The sequence below is a fragment of the Vibrio sp. 1069 genome (genome assembly GCF_033340555.1).
Genome location: NZ_JAWOWP010000008.1, coordinates 150520 through 167609, shown reverse-complemented (window position 1 = coordinate 167609; position 17090 = coordinate 150520). Strand labels below are relative to the sequence as shown.

Genomic DNA, 17090 nt, shown 5'->3' with positions numbered 1-17090 from the left:
AAGCCGAAGAGCAATTACACATAAATCAGGCATAGAGCATGGCACGCATCTTTCAACCGAAAAAGAAAACCCAACTCAATACTCGGCACCAAGCAGTGCAAGTAGAGCGTTTAGATCACCACGGCGCAGGCATTGCTTACCTCAAAAAGAAGCCATTGTTTATTGATGGAGCACTGCCGGGTGAGGAGGTGGTCACTCAATTGGTGGAAGAAAAGAGCAAATACGCTCGCGGTAAGTTGATTAAAATCCTTAAGCCGAGTGAAGCTCGTGTGGAGCCATTTTGCCCACATTATCATGAGTGCGGTGGCTGTGATTTGCAGCATCTAGATTATGACCAACAATTGACGTACAAACAGCAAACGTTGCGTCAGCTAATGCGAAAATTTTCAGGCAGTGACATTGAACTAGATGCCCCGTTATTGGGATATTCGCAGGCCTACCGTCGCCGTGCGAGAGTGAGCTTGTTTGTTGATAAAAAAACACGTCAGCTACATTTTGGTTTCCGTAAAAAGCAGAGTAAGCAAATTGCGCAAGTGACCGATTGCCCAGTGCTGGCACCGGAACTGAATGTTTTGCTGCCAGAGATTTACTCAGCCCTAAAAGCGTTCAAAAAGCCGGAACAATTAGGTCATGTAGAGCTGGTACTTGGTGATAATGGGCCGTGTATTACGCTGCGCCACTTGAGCGCTCTGACAACGAGTGAAACTCAATCTCTAACGGAGTTGGCAAAACGTCATGGCGCATCGTTGTACTTAATGCCATCGACAGAACAATTAGACCTTATCGAAGGCGATATGCCTTTTTATCAAGAAGTTGGAGTGAAAATCCCTTTTGCACCAAATAACTTTATTCAAGTAAACCAAGGTGTAAACCAACAAATGGTCAAACAAGCGGTTGAGTGGTTAGACCCACAAAAGAGTGACCGAGTGTTAGATTTGTTCTGTGGTTTAGGCAACTTTAGTTTACCAGTTGCGAAATTAGCTAAGTACGTGGTTGGAGTAGAGGGTGTTGCAGAGATGGTAGAAAAAGCCACAAACAATGCATCTTTGAACCAAACCAATAACGCGCAATTTTATCACGCTAACCTTGAGCAAGATTTTGAAGGCCAAGCCTGGGCCGCAGAGCGGTTTGATAAAGTATTATTAGACCCGGCACGCGCGGGAGCGAGTGGGATCATCGATCAAGTTTCTGAGCTTGGCGCACAGCGTGTAGTTTATGTTTCTTGTAATCCTGCTACCCTTGCTAGGGATAGTCAAAGCTTGATAGAGCAAGGCTATAAATTAACGAAATTAGGTATGCTGGACATGTTCCCTCATACCAGTCATCTAGAATCGATGGCATTGTTTGAAAAGTCCTAACTTTAGGACTTTGACCCCTTATTTGTGGTGGGTGGTCATAAAGCCAGCGTGTACGCGCGGTAAAAAGAACTAACCTGGACGGTGTTAGTCAAACCACACGAATATAATAATTAGGATGATGAGATGGTTGCGGTAAGAAGCGCGCATTTAAACCAAGATGAACAGTTTGAACTCGAAAACTGGGTGGCTAGCCTAGGACAAGAGAAAAACACAGCCTCACGCTTAATCGAAGTATATCGAGATTGCCAGACGGTATTAGCTGATAACGAGCAAGCGGAGCTGTTGTTGTGGCGTGGACGAGAAATGATCGAAATTTTGATCACCTTGTCTATGGATCAAGCCACTTTAGTGGCTGCTCAACTGTTTCCTTTGGTTTCAAGTGGTGCTTTTAACAGAGAAATTCTGGAAGAGAAATACAGCAAAGAAATCATAAAATTAATCGACGGCGTTGAAGAAATGGCTGCTATTGGCCAACTCAACGTCAACATGGAAGGCAGTGCAGCGTCATCTCAGGTAGATAACGTACGCCGTATGCTGCTTGCCATGGTGGATGACTTCCGCTGCGTAGTTATCAAGCTCGCGGAACGAATTTGTAATCTTATTGAAGTTAAAAAAGCGCCAGATGAAGTTCGACGTGCGGCGGCAAAAGAGTGTGCCAACATCTATGCGCCGCTAGCAAACCGATTAGGCATCGGTCAGCTGAAATGGGAAATTGAAGATTACGCTTTCCGCTACCAACAACCGGAAACTTACAAACAAATTGCCAAACAGCTTTCTGAGCGACGCATTGTTCGTGAACAGTACATCAAAGACTTTGTTGAAGACCTCACGCACGAAATGGAAGTGTCGGGCATCAATGCCGAAGTGAGTGGTCGACCTAAGCACATCTACAGCATTTGGCGAAAAATGCAGAAAAAGAGTTTGGCCTTTGATGAGCTGTTTGATGTGCGAGCAGTGCGTATCATCGCAGACAAACTGCAAGATTGTTACGCGGCTTTAGGCGTAGTTCACACCAAATACAAGCACCTACCGAGCGAGTTTGATGACTACGTTGCTAACCCTAAACCAAACGGTTATCAATCGATCCATACAGTAATTCTAGGGCCAGAAGGCAAAACCATCGAGATCCAGATTCGTACCAAGCAAATGCATGAAGAGTCGGAACTGGGGGTTGCAGCGCACTGGAAATATAAAGAAGGGGCAAGCAGCCGAAGCGGTTATGATGAGAAGATCACGTGGCTGCGTAAGCTATTGGATTGGCAAGAAGAAATGTCTGACTCTGGCGAAATGCTCGATGAGCTGCGTAGCCAAGTCTTTGATGACCGTGTTTATGCCTTTACACCACGTGGTGATGTTGTCGATTTGCCAATGGGGGCAACGCCGCTAGATTTTGCCTATCACATTCACTCCGAAGTGGGACACCGTTGTATCGGTGCCAAAGTCGGAGGTCGTATTGTGCCGTTCACGCATAAATTACATATGGGTGACCAAGTCGAGATTATCACTCAGAAAGAACCTAACCCATCACGTGACTGGTTAAACCCATCATTAGGCTTCGTTCATTCTGGTCGTGCGCGTGCCAAAATTAACGCCTGGTTCCGAAAACAAAGCCGTGAGAAGAACCTTGAAGCAGGTCGTGAAATCCTTGAGCATGAGTTAGCCAAAATTGGCGCAACGTTAAAAGATGCAGAGCATTACGCCCTCAAGCGGTTTAACGTCAAAACACCAGATGAATTGTATGTTGGTGTAGGTAGCGGTGATTTGCGTATCAACCAAATAATTAACCATATCAACGCGTTAGTTAACAAGCCAACGGCAGAGGAAGAAGATCAGCAAGCACTGGAAAAACTGCAAGAAGCTGAGCATAAATCACCCGCGCAAAGCCGACCGAAAAAAGACGCAGTTGTAGTAGAAGGCGTCGATAACCTAATGACACATCTAGCACGTTGCTGTCAGCCAATTCCAGGTGACGATATCTCTGGTTACATAACGCAAGGTCGTGGGATTTCAGTACACCGTAGTGACTGTGAACAGCTAGAAGAACTGCGCCATCATGCGCCAGAGCGCATCATCGATACAGTCTGGGGCAGCGGCTTTGTGGGGTCATACATCCTCACCGTGCGTGTTGAAGCGATGGAGCGAGGTGGTCTACTCAAAGACATTACGACACTGTTCGCCAACGAAAAGATCAAAGTGACCAGTATGAAGAACCGAGTCGACTACAGACGTCAACTTGCCATCATGGACTTTGACCTAGAAGTCACCAATATTGAGGTGCTTTCGCGGGTTTCGAAACGTGTGGAACAGATCAAGGATGTCATGACGGTGAAACGCCTCGGCTAAAACTCTCGTCATAGTTATCGTTGTAGCGTTGTTGCCTGCGCTCACTCCGGAGTGCCGGCCCAGGCTCATCACATAGGCGAGCTATGCTCAGGAGTCGCGAAAATTTGTTGCCTTGTCAAAGTAACAATTACTTAGTGAAAGCTGCTGAGAAAATATAATGTAGAAGGTGAGTGGTTTTGGCTGCTCACCTTTTTCTTTAATAGAAAGGTTTAAAGGAACAAAAAATGAGTCATCCAATTGAACAGTTAGAACAAATCATGGCGAAGCTGCGTGACCCCGAAAACGGTTGCCCTTGGGACTTAAAACAAACCTTTGACACCATCGTTCCGCATACAATAGAAGAAACCTACGAGGTGGTGGACGCGATTCAAAATCGAGATTGGCCCAATTTAAAAGAAGAGCTAGGGGATTTGTTGTTTCAGGTGATTTTTTACAGTCAGCTAGCGAAAGAGCAAGAGCTGTTCGACTTTTCGGATGTCGTCGAAACCGTGAACGAAAAACTGACTCGTCGCCACCCGCATGTTTTTTCAGATGTTGAGTTTGAATCTGACGAGGAAATTAACGCGAACTGGGAAGCGGAAAAAGCAAAAGAAAAAGCCCTAGTAGGCAAAGCGGAAGAAAGTATCCTAGACTCAATACCAAACTCTTTACCGGCACTTTCTCGTGCTACAAAAATTCAGAAAAAATGTGCAAAATTTGGGTTTGATTGGGATTCACTTGGCCCGGTTGTCGATAAAGTACGAGAAGAAATTGACGAAGTCATGGAAGAGGCACTGCAAGTTCAGCCCGATGAAGAGAAAGTTGAGTTGGAGCTCGGTGATTTGCTATTTGCGACTGTCAATTTGGCTCGCCACCTTGATAAAAACCCAGAAGTCGCGCTAGGAAAAGCAAACGTAAAGTTTGCGCGACGTTTTAAACAAGTTGAAGGCAAGGTCCAGCAGTCAGGCAAAGTACTTACAGATTGTTCTTTATCAGAACTTGACCATTTTTGGGATGAAGTAAAACAAGAAGAATCGAGGCAGAGGTAAACTGGCAGAATACATAATATAAGGTCAGCTTGTTTGGTTACACGAAACGGACTTTGGGTTGTCTTTGCTCACTTTGATTTGAAGCAAAAAATAAAAAATTACGGTGTGATAGATTTCACGTTGTGGCGGTAAGGAGCTTCTGGTATATTTATCTCCCGTCCAGAAGCACTCCATTTCCCTCATTCAACCAATTTCAGGTTAAACATGACGACAAATTACATTTTTGTTACTGGCGGGGTTGTATCCTCTCTAGGTAAAGGTATTGCAGCAGCATCTCTTGCGGCTATTCTAGAAGCTCGTGGTCTTAAAGTGACTATGATGAAGCTTGACCCTTACATCAACGTTGACCCGGGCACAATGAGCCCTACTCAGCACGGTGAAGTGTTCGTTACAGAAGATGGCGCAGAGACTGACCTTGACCTTGGTCACTACGAGCGTTTCATCCGTACCAAGATGACCAAGCGTAACAACTTCACTGCAGGTCGTGTTTATGCCGACGTACTTCGTAAAGAACGTCGTGGTGACTACCTAGGCGCAACTATTCAAGTTATCCCTCATATCACTAACGCAATCAAAGATCGCGTTATTGCAGGTTCTGAAGGCCATGATGTGGCTATCGTTGAAGTTGGCGGTACTGTTGGTGATATCGAATCACTACCATTTATGGAAGCGATTCGTCAGCTAGCTGTTGAGCTAGGCCGTGAGCGCGCAATGTTCATGCACCTAACACTTGTTCCTTACCTAGCGGCAGCGGGCGAAGTGAAAACTAAGCCGACGCAACACTCTGTAAAAGAACTTCTATCTATCGGTATTCAGCCAGACATCCTAGTTTGCCGTAGCGATCGCGTTATTCCTGCGAATGAGCGTAAAAAAATCGCACTGTTCTGTAATGTTCCAGAAAAAGCAGTAATTTCAATGAAGGATGTAGACTCTATCTACAAGATCCCTCAGTTGATTAAATCTCAAGGGCTAGATGACCTTGTGTGTGCTCGCTTTGGTATTACTGCTCCTGAAGCAGACCTTTCTGAATGGGAACAGGTTATCTACGAAGAAGCAAATCCTACTGGTGAAGTAACCATCGGTATGGTTGGTAAATACATTGAATTACCAGATGCATACAAATCTGTGAACGAAGCGCTTAAACACGCTGGCTTGAAAAACCGCCTAAGCGTCACAATTAAGTATGTAGACTCACAAGATATCGAAACAAAAGGCGTTGAACTTCTAGAAGGTTTGGACGCAATCCTAGTACCAGGTGGCTTCGGCGATCGTGGTATTGAAGGCAAGATCCGTGCGGCTCAATATGCACGTGAAAATAACGTGCCTTACCTAGGTATTTGTTTGGGTATGCAAGTTGCACTAATCGAATACGCGCGTAACGTTGCGGGTATGGAAGGTGCACATTCAACAGAATTTAACAAAGAGACTAAGTACCCTGTGGTAGGTTTGATCACAGAGTGGGTAGACGAATCAGGTAGCGTAGAAGAGCGTACTGAAAAGTCTGACCTAGGCGGTACGATGCGTCTTGGTTCACAGCTGTGTCACCTAGAGAAAGGGACTAAAGCTCGTGAACTGTACGGTAGCGCGACGATCCATGAACGTCACCGTCACCGTTACGAAGTGAATAACGTGCTTCGTCCGCAAATCGAAAAAGCAGGCCTAAAAGTATCAGGTCTATCTGCGGACAAGAAGTTAGTGGAAATGATTGAGAACCCAGCTCACCCATGGTTTGTAGCGGCTCAGTTCCACCCAGAATTCACCTCGACTCCTCGCGATGGACATCCATTGTTTGCAGGTTTTGTTAAGGCTGCGGGCCAAAACGCACGCGGCGAATTCGAGAAGTAAAAGGATACGGGCGGCGGCGAAGGTTGTGCTGCTGCCCTTTAAGATTGACATTTATATTTGAAACGAGAGGAAACATTAATGTCTAAGATCGTTAAAGTTCTAGGTCGTGAAATCATCGACTCACGTGGTAACCCAACTGTAGAAGCTGAAGTACACCTAGAAGGCGGTTTCGTAGGTATGGCGGCAGCTCCATCTGGCGCATCTACTGGTTCTCGCGAAGCTCTTGAGCTACGTGACGGTGACAAAGCACGTTTCCTAGGTAAAGGTGTTCTTAAAGCAGTTGAAGCTGTAAACGGCCCAATCGCTGAAGCTCTAGTTGGCAAAGACGCTAAAGACCAAGCTGCAATCGACGCAGTAATGATCGAACTAGACGGCACTGAAAACAAATCTAAATTCGGTGCTAACGCTATCCTAGCTGTTTCTCTAGCAAACGCTAAAGCTGCTGCTGCTGCGAAAGGCATGCCTCTATACGAGCACATCGCTGAGCTAAACGGCACTGCAGGTCAGTTCTCTATGCCTCTACCAATGATGAACATCATCAACGGTGGTGAGCACGCAGACAACAACGTTGACATCCAAGAGTTCATGATCCAACCAGTTGGCGCTAAGACTCTTAAAGAAGGTCTACGTATCGGTGCAGAAGTATTCCACAACCTAGCTAAAGTTCTTAAGTCTAAAGGCTACAGCACTGCAGTTGGTGATGAAGGTGGTTTCGCTCCTAACCTTAAATCTAACGCTGAAGCTCTAGAAGTTATCGCAGAAGCTGTTGCAGCTGCTGGTTACGAACTAGGTAAAGACGTTACTCTAGCTATGGACTGTGCTGCATCTGAGTTCTTCGACAAAGAAGCTGGCATCTACAACATGAAAGGCGAAGGTAAAACTTTCACTTCTGAAGAGTTCAACCACTACCTAGCTGAGCTAGCTAACCAATTCCCAATCGTTTCTATCGAAGACGGTCTAGACGAGTCTGACTGGGATGGCTTCAAGCACCAAACTGAACTACTAGGTGACAAGCTTCAACTAGTAGGTGACGATCTATTCGTTACTAACACTAAGATCCTTGCTGAAGGTATCGAGAAAGGCGTAGCTAACTCTATCCTTATCAAGTTCAACCAAATCGGTTCTCTAACTGAGACTCTAGCTGCAATCAAGATGGCTAAAGACGCAGGTTACACAGCAGTAATCTCTCACCGTTCTGGCGAAACTGAAGATGCAACTATCGCTGACCTAGCGGTAGGTACAGCAGCAGGTCAAATCAAAACTGGTTCTATGAGCCGTTCTGACCGTGTTGCTAAGTACAACCAGCTAATCCGTATCGAGGAAGCTCTAGGTGAGCGCGCTCCTTTCAACGGTCTTAAAGAAGTTAAAGGTCAAGCTTAATTCTTCACTGAATTAGCAGCTTAACTTAAAGCTTTCAAAACACCCTGCCTTGGCGGGGTGTTTTTTTATATAACGGAAGCGCTAAGTCCATGTTTCAAGTAAGCGGTCTTAAAGAAGTTAAAGGCCAAGCTTAATTCTCATTGAGTAAAGTTTCGCTAAATAGCTTTTTGAAACCCTCGCTACGGCGTTTTTTTGTATTTATAGATTTGTATTTTGGGGTCTTACTTTGGTCATGGGTAAGGTTCGCTTCCCATGAGCTTGTTTCATTTTGCTGCTTATTTCTTGTAAGGAGCGTGTGAGTCTCCCTTTCTCCCCTAGAGGCAACCTCGCATTTATGCTATATATGTCACCTTATCTAATTCCTTCCGGTACAGAATGTTAGCAGCGATATGCGAATCTTTGTTATAGCCCTTACGCTACTGTTTGGCTTGCTTCAATACACTCTATGGTTTGGTAAAAACGGAGTGTCTGACTACTACACAGTAAAAGATGAAATTGAAGTTCAGCAACAAGTGAACAGCAAGCTACAAGCTCGCAACAATGAAATGTTCGCTGAGATTGATGACTTAAGGCAAGGTCTTGATGCGATTGAAGAACGTGCGCGTCATGAGCTCGGTTTAGTTAAAGATGGCGAGACTTTTTACCGCATTATAGGTGAGGAAAACCATTAAAATGTTGGATATGAACTCATCGCATATCGCAATTGTGCCTGCTGCTGGTGTAGGGAGCAGAATGAAGGCAGATCGCCCTAAGCAATATTTATTGATCGAAGGTAAAGCGGTACTGGAACATACCGTAGAGAAACTGCTTTCTCACCCAAATATTTCTAAGGTTGTCGTTGCTGTTACTGACAGCGACCCATATTACCCAGAATTGTCCATTGCTAAGCACCCAGATGTGATTCGTGTAGCTGGTGGTAAAGAAAGAGCAGACTCTGTGTTATCAGGGCTAAACTATGTCAATGAGCACCTGGAAAGCGAGTGGGTATTAGTTCACGACGCTGCAAGGCCATGTGTATTAACATCCGACATTGACCGTTTGATTGATGTTTGCTGCGCCCACTCAACGGGTGGCATTCTCGCATCTCCTGTGAGAGATACAATGAAGCGAGCAAACGCAGTACAAGATATCGACCATACGGTAGATAGAGAAGCATTGTGGCATGCACTGACTCCACAAATGTTTAAAACTCAGCAGCTTACTCAAGCACTGGCTGACGCATTAGAACAGGGTGTAACCATTACCGATGAAGCCTCGGCTTTGGAATGGCTAGGCGAGAAGCCAGCCTTAGTTCAAGGGAATGCGAACAATATAAAAATCACTCAGCCAGAAGATCTTGCGTTAGCCGAGTTTTATCTAAGCCGTGAGCGCGGCGAACAAAGAAAGGATAGAAAATGATTCGAATTGGTCATGGTTTCGATGTACATAAATTCGGTGGTGAAGGCCCAGTCATTATTGGTGGTGTAGCAATCCCTTATGAGCAAGGTTTGATTGCACACTCAGATGGCGATGTAGCGTTGCATGCGTTAACGGATGCTCTGCTGGGCGCGATTGCTGCTGGCGATATTGGTCGTCATTTCCCAGATACGGATGATAAATGGAAAGGCGCAAACAGTCGTGAATTACTGAAAGACGTTTACCGTCGAGTCAAAGAGCAAGGCTACCGTCTCGGCAATGCTGATGTAACCATCATGGCACAAGCGCCTAAAATGGCACCACACATTGACGCAATGTGTGCGGCGATAGCCGAAGACCTAGAAACCGACATTAGTAACATTAACGTAAAAGCGACGACGACAGAACGTCTCGGTTTTACTGGACGCAAAGAAGGCATTGCAACGGAAGCCGTTGTACTTCTGTTTAAGCAATAACTAGCAATTTGCTCCTCTAAGCTGTGATATCAGCGGAAACACATCATGTCAGACATTTTATCTTCATTGGCTTACCTAACGGGTAAGCCAGTTGCATCGGCAAAAATCAAAGCGCAGCCAGAGCACTTTCAGGTTCGCGAAGATTTAGGTTTTGCCTTTACGGGCGAAGGCGAGCACCTAATGGTTCGTATCCGTAAAACGGGCGAGAACACCAGCTTCGTTGCTAACGAGTTAGCGAAAGCCTGTGGTGTTAAGTCGAAAGACGTTAGCTGGGCGGGTCTTAAAGACCGTCATGCGGTGACGGAACAGTGGTTAAGTGTCCATTTACCAAAAGGTGAAACGCCAGATTTTTCAGCGTTTTTGTCTCAATACCCAAGTATCGAAATCCTTGCAACAGATCGTCACAATAAAAAACTGCGTCCTGGTGACCTAGTAGGGAACGAGTTCGTGGTTACTTTGTCTGAAGTGACAGATATAGCGGATGTAGAGCAACGTCTTGAAAAAGTGCAACAAGTTGGCGTGCCAAACTACTTTGGTAGTCAGCGTTTTGGTAACGATGGTAACAACCTTGAAGAAGCACGTCGATGGGGACGCGAAAACGTTCGTACCCGCAATCAAAACAAGCGCAGCATGTATTTATCAGCGGCTCGTTCGTGGATTTTCAACCGCATCGTTTCAGCTCGTCTAGAGAATGGTGTGTTTGATAAGTTCATTGATGGTGACATTGCACAGACGGATTCTGGCACTCAGTTGATTGATGCAAACAACATCGCTGCTCTGCAAGTGCAATTTGCGCGAGGTGAAGCGGCAATTACCGCTGCGCTTGCTGGCGATAATGCACTGCCTACTCAAGCCGAGGCTCTGGCATTAGAGCAACCGTTTTTAGACGAAGAGCCTGACCTCATGGCGCTGATTCGTGGTAATCGCATGCGCCACGACCGTCGCGATATTGCGCTAAAGCCAAAAGATTTAGCTTGGACGGTTGAAGGTAACAACATTACGCTGACTTTCTCACTGGATGCGGGATCTTTTGCGACCTCTATTGTTCGTGAGTTAGTTAATGAGGTTGAAGTAGAAAGAGAATACTAATGGAACAGGATTCACGAAACCCGAAGCCCTTAAGAGTCTTAATCAGCAATGATGATGGTGTTCATGCTCAAGGGATTCATGCCCTCGTTGATGAGTTGAGAGATATCGCTGAAGTGACCATTGTCGCACCTGATCGAAATCGTTCAGGTGCTTCGAATTCACTCACATTAGAACAACCATTACGCGTGACTGAAATTGCCCCAAATATCTACTCAGTGCAAGGCACGCCCACGGATTGTGTGCATTTCGCGCTGAATGAGCTAATGAAAGATGATTTGCCTGATCTTGTTCTGTCAGGAATCAACCATGGCGCTAATTTGGGTGATGATGTTCTTTATTCTGGAACAGTAGCAGCCGCCATGGAAGGTCATTTCCTTGGCGTTCAGTCGGTGGCTTTTTCTCTAGTGGGTAAGCGACATTTCGAATCCGCCGCTAAAATTGCACGTCAAATTGTACAACAGCATTTAGCGTCGCCGATTCCAACGAATCGTCTACTGAACGTAAACGTGCCTGACTTACCATCAGAGAATTTAGGTGAAATTGAAGTTACGCGTTTAGGTGCACGTCATCACGCAGAGAATATGATCAAGCAAAAAGATCCGAGAGGCCATGACATTTATTGGTTAGGGCCACCAGGAAAGGAGCAAGATGCAGGAGAGGGCACGGACTTTTATGCAATTGAGCATGGCCGAGTTTCAATGACGCCTCTGCAAGTTGATCTCACCGCTCACGAGTCGCTGCGTGCTATGGATAGTTGGTTAAAGGAAGAGAAGTAATGAGTAACCCACATGCTGACAGGTTGATAGCGTTTCTTATCTCCAGTGGCATCAAAGACCAAAGAGTTCTGGATGCTATCCAACGCTTGCCACGAGAAAGCTTTGTTTCTCAAGCGATGATGCACCAAGCCTATGATAACAATGCGTTACCAATTGGTCAGGGACAAACTATTTCTCAGCCTTATATCGTTGCTCGTATGACCGAGTTGCTTGAGCTAGAACCGGCGAGTCGTGTTCTGGAAATCGGAACGGGATCGGGTTATCAAACCGCGGTACTGGCGCAAATTGTTGATCATGTATACTCCGTTGAGCGAATTAAATCGTTGCAATGGGAAGCAAAGCGTCGCCTGAAGCAATTGGATATTTACAATGTTTCAACTAAGCATGCTGATGGGTGGCAGGGCTGGGAAGCGCGAGGTCCTTTCGATGCTATTATTGTTACCGCTGCCGCTGAAGTGATTCCCCAAGCTCTTCTCTCACAATTAAGAGATGGCGGCAAAATGGTCATTCCTGTTGGAGATACGGAACAACAGTTATTAAAAATAGAGCGTAAGGGAGACGAATATCTCTCTACCGTTGTAGAAATGGTTCGGTTCGTACCTCTGGTTGCGGGTGATTTAGCTTAAGGGTTAGGGATAGGTGAATAAGTTACTACGTCATATTGGTATTAGCTTTGTGTTTGCTGCAGGACTAGTTGGTTGTGCAGCACATTCCCCTGCACCTGTCTCTAGCCTAAAAAAAGACTATTCAAGCCTTGAAAGAGGGAGTTACAGAGGGAGTTATTATGAGGTAAAAAAAGGTGATACACTTTACTTCATAGCTTATGTCACAGATAAAGATGTAAATGATCTTGTTCGTTACAATGAGTTAACTCAGCCTTACACTATCTACCCAGGACAGAGGCTAAAACTTTGGGCTCCGAAATATGTCGCCCCTAAATATGGTCAAAAAGTTGAACCCGTTGTGGCTCCTGTTGTTACGACCCCCCCAGCTCCAGTGACGAAAACATCAACAGCCTCTAAACCTAAACCTTCGAGTAAAAACTCTAGTCAAAAACCTACAGAGACTAAGCCTAAAGTCGTACAAAAACAGCCTCCAAAGAAGGTTGAACAATCGAAAACAAAGGAGTATGTTGGTTCAAAAGATAACCAAAAAGTGAAGCAAAAATCGCCAACTACCACAGCAAAGAGTGATAAAGTCTCAAAGTGGTTGTGGCCAACAAAAGGGAGAGTAATCAAGAACTTTTCGGCGGGAGAACAGGGAAATAAAGGTATCGACATCGCAGGACAGCGTGGTCAACCTATCGTTTCAACCGCAGCCGGCACAGTCGTTTATTCAGGCAATGCGCTACGAGGTTATGGCAACTTAATTATAGTAAAGCATAACGACAATTATTTAAGCGCATACGCACATAATGACAAACTGCTGGTCACAGAAGGACAAAGCGTAAAAAGCGGACAAAAAATCGCCACCATGGGTAGTTCAGGTGCAAAGTCGGTCAAACTACACTTTGAAATTCGCTATCAAGGTAAATCAGTGAATCCAAAACGCTATTTGCCTTAAAACTTTGAAAAACAACTTGCGACATCATTTAGCGACATATTGAGTTGTCATGTCTTGCTAACTCGCCAGGGGGAGGCGTTATGAGTATCAGCAACACAGTAACCAAAGTTGAAGAGTTTGCATTTGACAATGCGTCAGTGAAGACCATTGATAACGAACTCGAAAGATCATCATCCACAGAAAGCAAAGCGACTGCGCGTGAAGAATTTGACGCGAGCAGTAAAAGCTTAGATGCAACTCAGTTGTATTTGGGCGAAATTGGCTTCTCACCTTTACTTACTGCCGAAGAAGAAGTGCTTTACGCAAGACGCGCCCTACGTGGCGACGAAGCGGCACGCAAACGTATGATCGAAAGTAACCTACGTTTGGTTGTTAAGATTTCTCGTCGATACAGTAACCGTGGTCTAGCACTACTCGATCTGATTGAAGAAGGTAACCTCGGCTTGATCCGAGCGGTCGAAAAATTCGACCCAGAACGTGGTTTCCGTTTCTCTACTTACGCAACGTGGTGGATCCGACAAACGATAGAGCGAGCGTTGATGAACCAAACTCGCACGATCCGTCTACCTATCCACGTAGTGAAAGAGCTGAACATTTATCTGCGTACTGCGCGTGAACTTTCTCAAAAGCTCGATCACGAACCGACCGCAGAAGAAATTGCTGCTCAATTAGATATTCCAGTCGAAGACGTAAGCAAAATGTTACGCCTTAATGAGCGTATTAGCTCTGTCGACACGCCAATCGGTGGTGACGGTGAGAAAGCGCTGCTGGATATTATTCCTGATGCAAACAACTCTGATCCAGAAGTTTCGACTCAAGATGACGACATCAAATCATCGTTGATTCATTGGTTAGAAGAGTTGAATCCGAAACAGAAAGAAGTGCTTGCACGTCGCTTCGGCCTACTAGGCTACGAGCCTTCGACGCTGGAAGAAGTTGGTCGAGAGATTGGTCTGACACGTGAGCGAGTACGTCAAATACAAGTGGAAGGTTTACGTCGTCTTCGTGAAGTCCTAATCAAACAAGGTTTGAATATGGAAAACTTGTTTAACGTAGAAGACGATTAAATAATCCGTATTCCACTAGATACGCAAAAGGCTATGGTTCCCCATAGCCTTTTTTCTTTTTTGCTCCTTGGTGTGAGTCTATTTACAGCATCCTTTTCAAGCGATACAGCTCTTCAAGAGCTTGGCGTGGCGTTAAGTCGTCAGGATCAATACCTGACAGAGCTTGTTCGACCTCGCTAGGCTCTGGAATCAGGCTCAACTGGTTAGCCACATCTACTGCACTTGGACGCGGTGTGTCACTGTTTTGCCCCAGTTGCTCTAGCTGAGATAGCTTGTTACGCGCATTTTTGATGACCGTTTTTGGTACGCCAGCTAAGCCCGCAACAGCCAAGCCGTAAGACTTACTTGCCGCACCTTCTTGAACTGCGTGCATAAAGGCAATGCTGTCTCCATGTTCTACGGCATCCAAGTGAACGTTCGCTAAGCTTGGCAGTTGGTTCGGTAACTCTGTTAATTCGAAGTAGTGAGTTGCAAATAGGGTCATCGCACCAATTTGTGTTGCGAGCCATTCCGCACTTGCCCAAGCTAAAGACAGACCGTCGTAAGTACTAGTACCGCGTCCGATTTCATCCATTAGCACCAAACTGTTCTTAGTTGCGTTGTGAAGAATATTGGCTGTTTCGGTCATTTCTACCATGAAGGTCGAGCGGCCAGATGCAAGATCATCTGATGCACCAATACGAGTAAATATACGATCTAAAGAACCAATCTGTGCGGATTCTGCCGGTACATAAGAGCCGATATGTGCCATCAATGCAATCAGCGCAGTTTGACGCATGTAGGTTGATTTACCACCCATGTTTGGACCGGTGATGATCAACATCTTACGGGCTGGGTTAAGCTCAATTGGGTTCGCGATGAACGGCTCTGTTGTTACTTGTTCTACGACTGGATGACGGCCAGCTTGAATGTGAATTCCTGCGTCTTTCACAAGCGTTGGGCGGCAGTAATCTAACGAATCTGCACGCTCTGCTAGGTTTTGTAATACATCTAGCTGAGACAGAGCAGAAGCTAGGTTTTGCAGCTTCTCAAGGTTTGGCATCAATAGATCAAACAGTTCTTCCCACAACTGTTTCTCAAGTGCTAACGCTTTAGACTTCGAGTTAAGTACTTTGTCTTCGTGTTCCTTAAGCTCTGGGATGATGTAGCGTTCAGCGTTTTTGAGTGTTTGGCGACGTACATAATGCGGTGGAACCAAATGGCTCTGGCCACGGCTCACTTGGATAAAGAAGCCATGAACGTTGTTATAGCCTACTTTAAGCGTATCGATACCGTGTCGTTCACGCTCATCTCGCTCAAGCTGCTCAAGATATTCTGTTGCACCGTCTGCCAATTTTCGCCATTCATCGAGCTCCGCATTGTAGCCTTCAGCGATGACGCCACCATCACGAATAACAACCGGCGGATTTTCTTTAATCGCGCGTTCTAACAGGTCACATACTTCGTCAATCGGAGCTGCATACTTCGCCAATTTCGTTAGGTACGGATGGGTCAAAGAAGCGGTGACAGATTCTAGCTCTGGTAGCTGTTGCATGGCATTGCGAAGTCTAGCCATATCGCGAGGGCGAGCAGAGCGTAATGCAAGGCGCGCTAAGATACGTTCAATATCACCAATTTGCTTTAACGTTGGTTGAAGATCGGCAAACAGAGCTTGTTCTTTAATCTCACCAATCGCATCAAGGCGATTGTTTAACGTTTCAATGCAACGCATAGGCTGATGCAACCAACGCTTCAGCATTCGGCTGCCCATCGGAGTTGCACAATGGTCGAGTACTGCAGCGAGCGTGTTATCGGTTCCGCCTGCTAGATTTTGAGTAATTTCCAGATTACGTCGGGTAGCAGCATCAAGGATGACGGATTGATCCTGATGATCAAACGTTAAAGAGCGAATATGAGGTAAAGCCGTACGTTGAGTATCTTTTACGTACTGGATCAAACAACCAGCAGCACACAGCCCTAAGGACGCATGTTCTACACCAAAACCAACCAGATCTTTTGTGCCAAATTGTTGATTGAGTTGTTGCTTAGCCGTATCAAGCTCAAACTCCCAGACTGGGCGACGACGGTTACCATTGCGGCTCGCCATTAAATGTACAGGTTCAAAATCTTCTGGGAACAGTAGCTCACGTGGTGCAGTGCGTTGAAGCTCGGCTGTCATCGCTTCTTCAGTTTCTGGTTCTGTCAGTTGGAAGCGACCAGAGGTGACATCCAGCGTCGCATAACCGAACTTACCGTTGTGATGGTAAATTGCTGCGATTAAGTTATCGACACGCTCAGAAAGCAGCGCTTCATCCGTCACAGTACCTGGTGTCACGATACGCACAACTTTACGTTCTACCGGGCCCTTGCTGGTGGCCGGATCGCCAATCTGTTCACAGATCGCCACAGACTCACCAAGCTGAACAAGTTTTGCCAGGTAGCCCTCTACGGCGTGAAATGGCACACCCGCCATTGGGATAGGTTCACCTGCAGACGCACCACGTTTGGTCAATGAAATATCAAGAAGCTGAGAAGCTCGCTTGGCATCATCGTAAAAGAGTTCGTAGAAATCGCCCATGCGGTAGAACAGCAAAATCTCTGGGTTCTCAGCTTTTAGCTTGAGGTATTGCTGCATCATAGGTGTGTGTTTGTGGTTGGTTGCTTTGTTTTTATTGGTTTCTTCTAATGTTTTCATAATAATATTCAATGTTTTACGACCAACCATGTGTGGTTTCTAGTCTCATGGAGTGTCACTTGGTGTCAGTGAATCCCATAATTAAGTGTAGGTTTT

14 protein-coding genes are annotated in these 17090 nt (G+C 45.7%); 13 read left to right on the top strand and 1 reads right to left on the bottom strand.

Features of this window, described 5'->3' with window-relative positions; genetic code table 11:
* Positions 1–38: 38 nt before the first annotated feature.
* The 13 genes from rlmD to rpoS all read left to right on the top strand — a co-directional run bounded on the left by rlmD (position 39) and on the right by rpoS (position 14320).
* The gene (rlmD, locus tag R7040_RS14240; RefSeq protein ID WP_318081564.1) at positions 39–1358 is read left to right on the top strand and encodes a 23S rRNA (uracil(1939)-C(5))-methyltransferase RlmD; all 1320 of its coding nucleotides are present in this window, start codon (positions 39–41) and stop codon (positions 1356–1358) included.
* Between the two features lie 123 nt (positions 1359–1481).
* Positions 1482–3701: a GTP diphosphokinase gene (gene relA / locus R7040_RS14235; protein WP_005380915.1), complete on the top strand. Its 2220-nt coding sequence runs from the start codon at positions 1482–1484 to the stop codon at positions 3699–3701.
* Positions 3702–3925: 224 nt separating this feature from the next.
* Positions 3926–4729, top strand: coding sequence for a nucleoside triphosphate pyrophosphohydrolase (gene mazG, locus R7040_RS14230; RefSeq protein WP_005383780.1), 804 nt, complete (start codon positions 3926–3928; stop codon positions 4727–4729).
* A 204-nt stretch (positions 4730–4933) separates the two neighbouring features.
* Positions 4934–6574: a CTP synthase gene (locus R7040_RS14225; RefSeq protein WP_021034029.1), complete on the top strand. Its 1641-nt coding sequence runs from the start codon at positions 4934–4936 to the stop codon at positions 6572–6574.
* 78 nt (positions 6575–6652) lie between these two features.
* Positions 6653–7954: a phosphopyruvate hydratase gene (gene eno / locus R7040_RS14220; RefSeq protein ID WP_005383785.1), complete on the top strand. Its 1302-nt coding sequence runs from the start codon at positions 6653–6655 to the stop codon at positions 7952–7954.
* 389 nt (positions 7955–8343) lie between these two features.
* Positions 8344–8625 (top strand): cell division protein FtsB, encoded by a 282-nt coding sequence (ftsB, locus tag R7040_RS14215; protein WP_005380907.1) that lies wholly within the window; start codon positions 8344–8346, stop codon positions 8623–8625.
* A gap of 1 nt (position 8626) precedes the next feature.
* Entirely contained in the window at positions 8627–9352 is a 726-nt protein-coding gene (gene ispD / locus R7040_RS14210; RefSeq protein WP_064354304.1) for a 2-C-methyl-D-erythritol 4-phosphate cytidylyltransferase, read from the top strand.
* Positions 9349–9825, top strand: coding sequence for a 2-C-methyl-D-erythritol 2,4-cyclodiphosphate synthase (gene ispF / locus R7040_RS14205; protein WP_005380896.1), 477 nt, complete (start codon positions 9349–9351; stop codon positions 9823–9825). The genes ispD and ispF overlap by 4 nt, the downstream gene beginning before the upstream one ends.
* A 45-nt stretch (positions 9826–9870) precedes the next feature.
* On the top strand, positions 9871–10914 hold the full coding sequence (gene truD / locus R7040_RS14200; RefSeq protein ID WP_064354303.1) for a tRNA pseudouridine(13) synthase TruD: 1044 nt from the start codon (positions 9871–9873) through the stop codon (positions 10912–10914).
* Entirely contained in the window at positions 10914–11690 is a 777-nt protein-coding gene (gene surE, locus R7040_RS14195; protein WP_005383788.1) for a 5'/3'-nucleotidase SurE, read from the top strand. The genes truD and surE overlap by 1 nt, the downstream gene beginning before the upstream one ends.
* A complete protein-coding gene (locus R7040_RS14190) occupies positions 11690–12316 on the top strand; it encodes a protein-L-isoaspartate(D-aspartate) O-methyltransferase (protein WP_005380892.1) in 627 nt (208 codons plus the stop codon). The genes surE and R7040_RS14190 overlap by 1 nt, the downstream gene beginning before the upstream one ends.
* Positions 12317–12329: 13 nt before the next feature.
* Positions 12330–13253: a peptidoglycan DD-metalloendopeptidase family protein gene (locus R7040_RS14185; RefSeq protein WP_213967845.1), complete on the top strand. Its 924-nt coding sequence runs from the start codon at positions 12330–12332 to the stop codon at positions 13251–13253.
* 80 nt (positions 13254–13333) lie between these two features.
* Entirely contained in the window at positions 13334–14320 is a 987-nt protein-coding gene (gene rpoS / locus R7040_RS14180; RefSeq protein ID WP_005380887.1) for an RNA polymerase sigma factor RpoS, read from the top strand.
* Between the two features lie 82 nt (positions 14321–14402).
* Here rpoS and mutS read toward each other — a convergent pair whose 3' ends face one another.
* Positions 14403–16994, bottom strand: coding sequence for a DNA mismatch repair protein MutS (gene mutS, locus R7040_RS14175; protein WP_318081563.1), 2592 nt, complete (start codon positions 16992–16994; stop codon positions 14403–14405).
* Positions 16995–17090: the final 96 nt, after the last annotated feature.

Bases quoted from the DNA above. Each gene is read 5' to 3' on its own strand.
- rlmD (WP_318081564.1), top strand. From the start codon at position 39: ATGGCACGCATCTTTCAACCGAAAAAGAAAACCCAACTCAATACTCGG.
- relA (WP_005380915.1), top strand. From the start codon at position 1,482: ATGGTTGCGGTAAGAAGCGCGCATTTAAACCAAGATGAACAGTTTGAA.
- mazG (WP_005383780.1), top strand. From the start codon at position 3,926: ATGAGTCATCCAATTGAACAGTTAGAACAAATCATGGCGAAGCTGCGT.
- R7040_RS14225 (WP_021034029.1), top strand. From the start codon at position 4,934: ATGACGACAAATTACATTTTTGTTACTGGCGGGGTTGTATCCTCTCTA.
- eno (WP_005383785.1), top strand. From the start codon at position 6,653: ATGTCTAAGATCGTTAAAGTTCTAGGTCGTGAAATCATCGACTCACGT.
- ftsB (WP_005380907.1), top strand. From the start codon at position 8,344: ATGCGAATCTTTGTTATAGCCCTTACGCTACTGTTTGGCTTGCTTCAA.
- ispD (WP_064354304.1), top strand. From the start codon at position 8,627: ATGTTGGATATGAACTCATCGCATATCGCAATTGTGCCTGCTGCTGGT.
- ispF (WP_005380896.1), top strand. From the start codon at position 9,349: ATGATTCGAATTGGTCATGGTTTCGATGTACATAAATTCGGTGGTGAA.
- truD (WP_064354303.1), top strand. From the start codon at position 9,871: ATGTCAGACATTTTATCTTCATTGGCTTACCTAACGGGTAAGCCAGTT.
- surE (WP_005383788.1), top strand. From the start codon at position 10,914: ATGGAACAGGATTCACGAAACCCGAAGCCCTTAAGAGTCTTAATCAGC.
- R7040_RS14190 (WP_005380892.1), top strand. From the start codon at position 11,690: ATGAGTAACCCACATGCTGACAGGTTGATAGCGTTTCTTATCTCCAGT.
- rpoS (WP_005380887.1), top strand. From the start codon at position 13,334: ATGAGTATCAGCAACACAGTAACCAAAGTTGAAGAGTTTGCATTTGAC.
- mutS (WP_318081563.1), bottom strand. From the start codon at position 16,994: ATGAAAACATTAGAAGAAACCAATAAAAACAAAGCAACCAACCACAAA.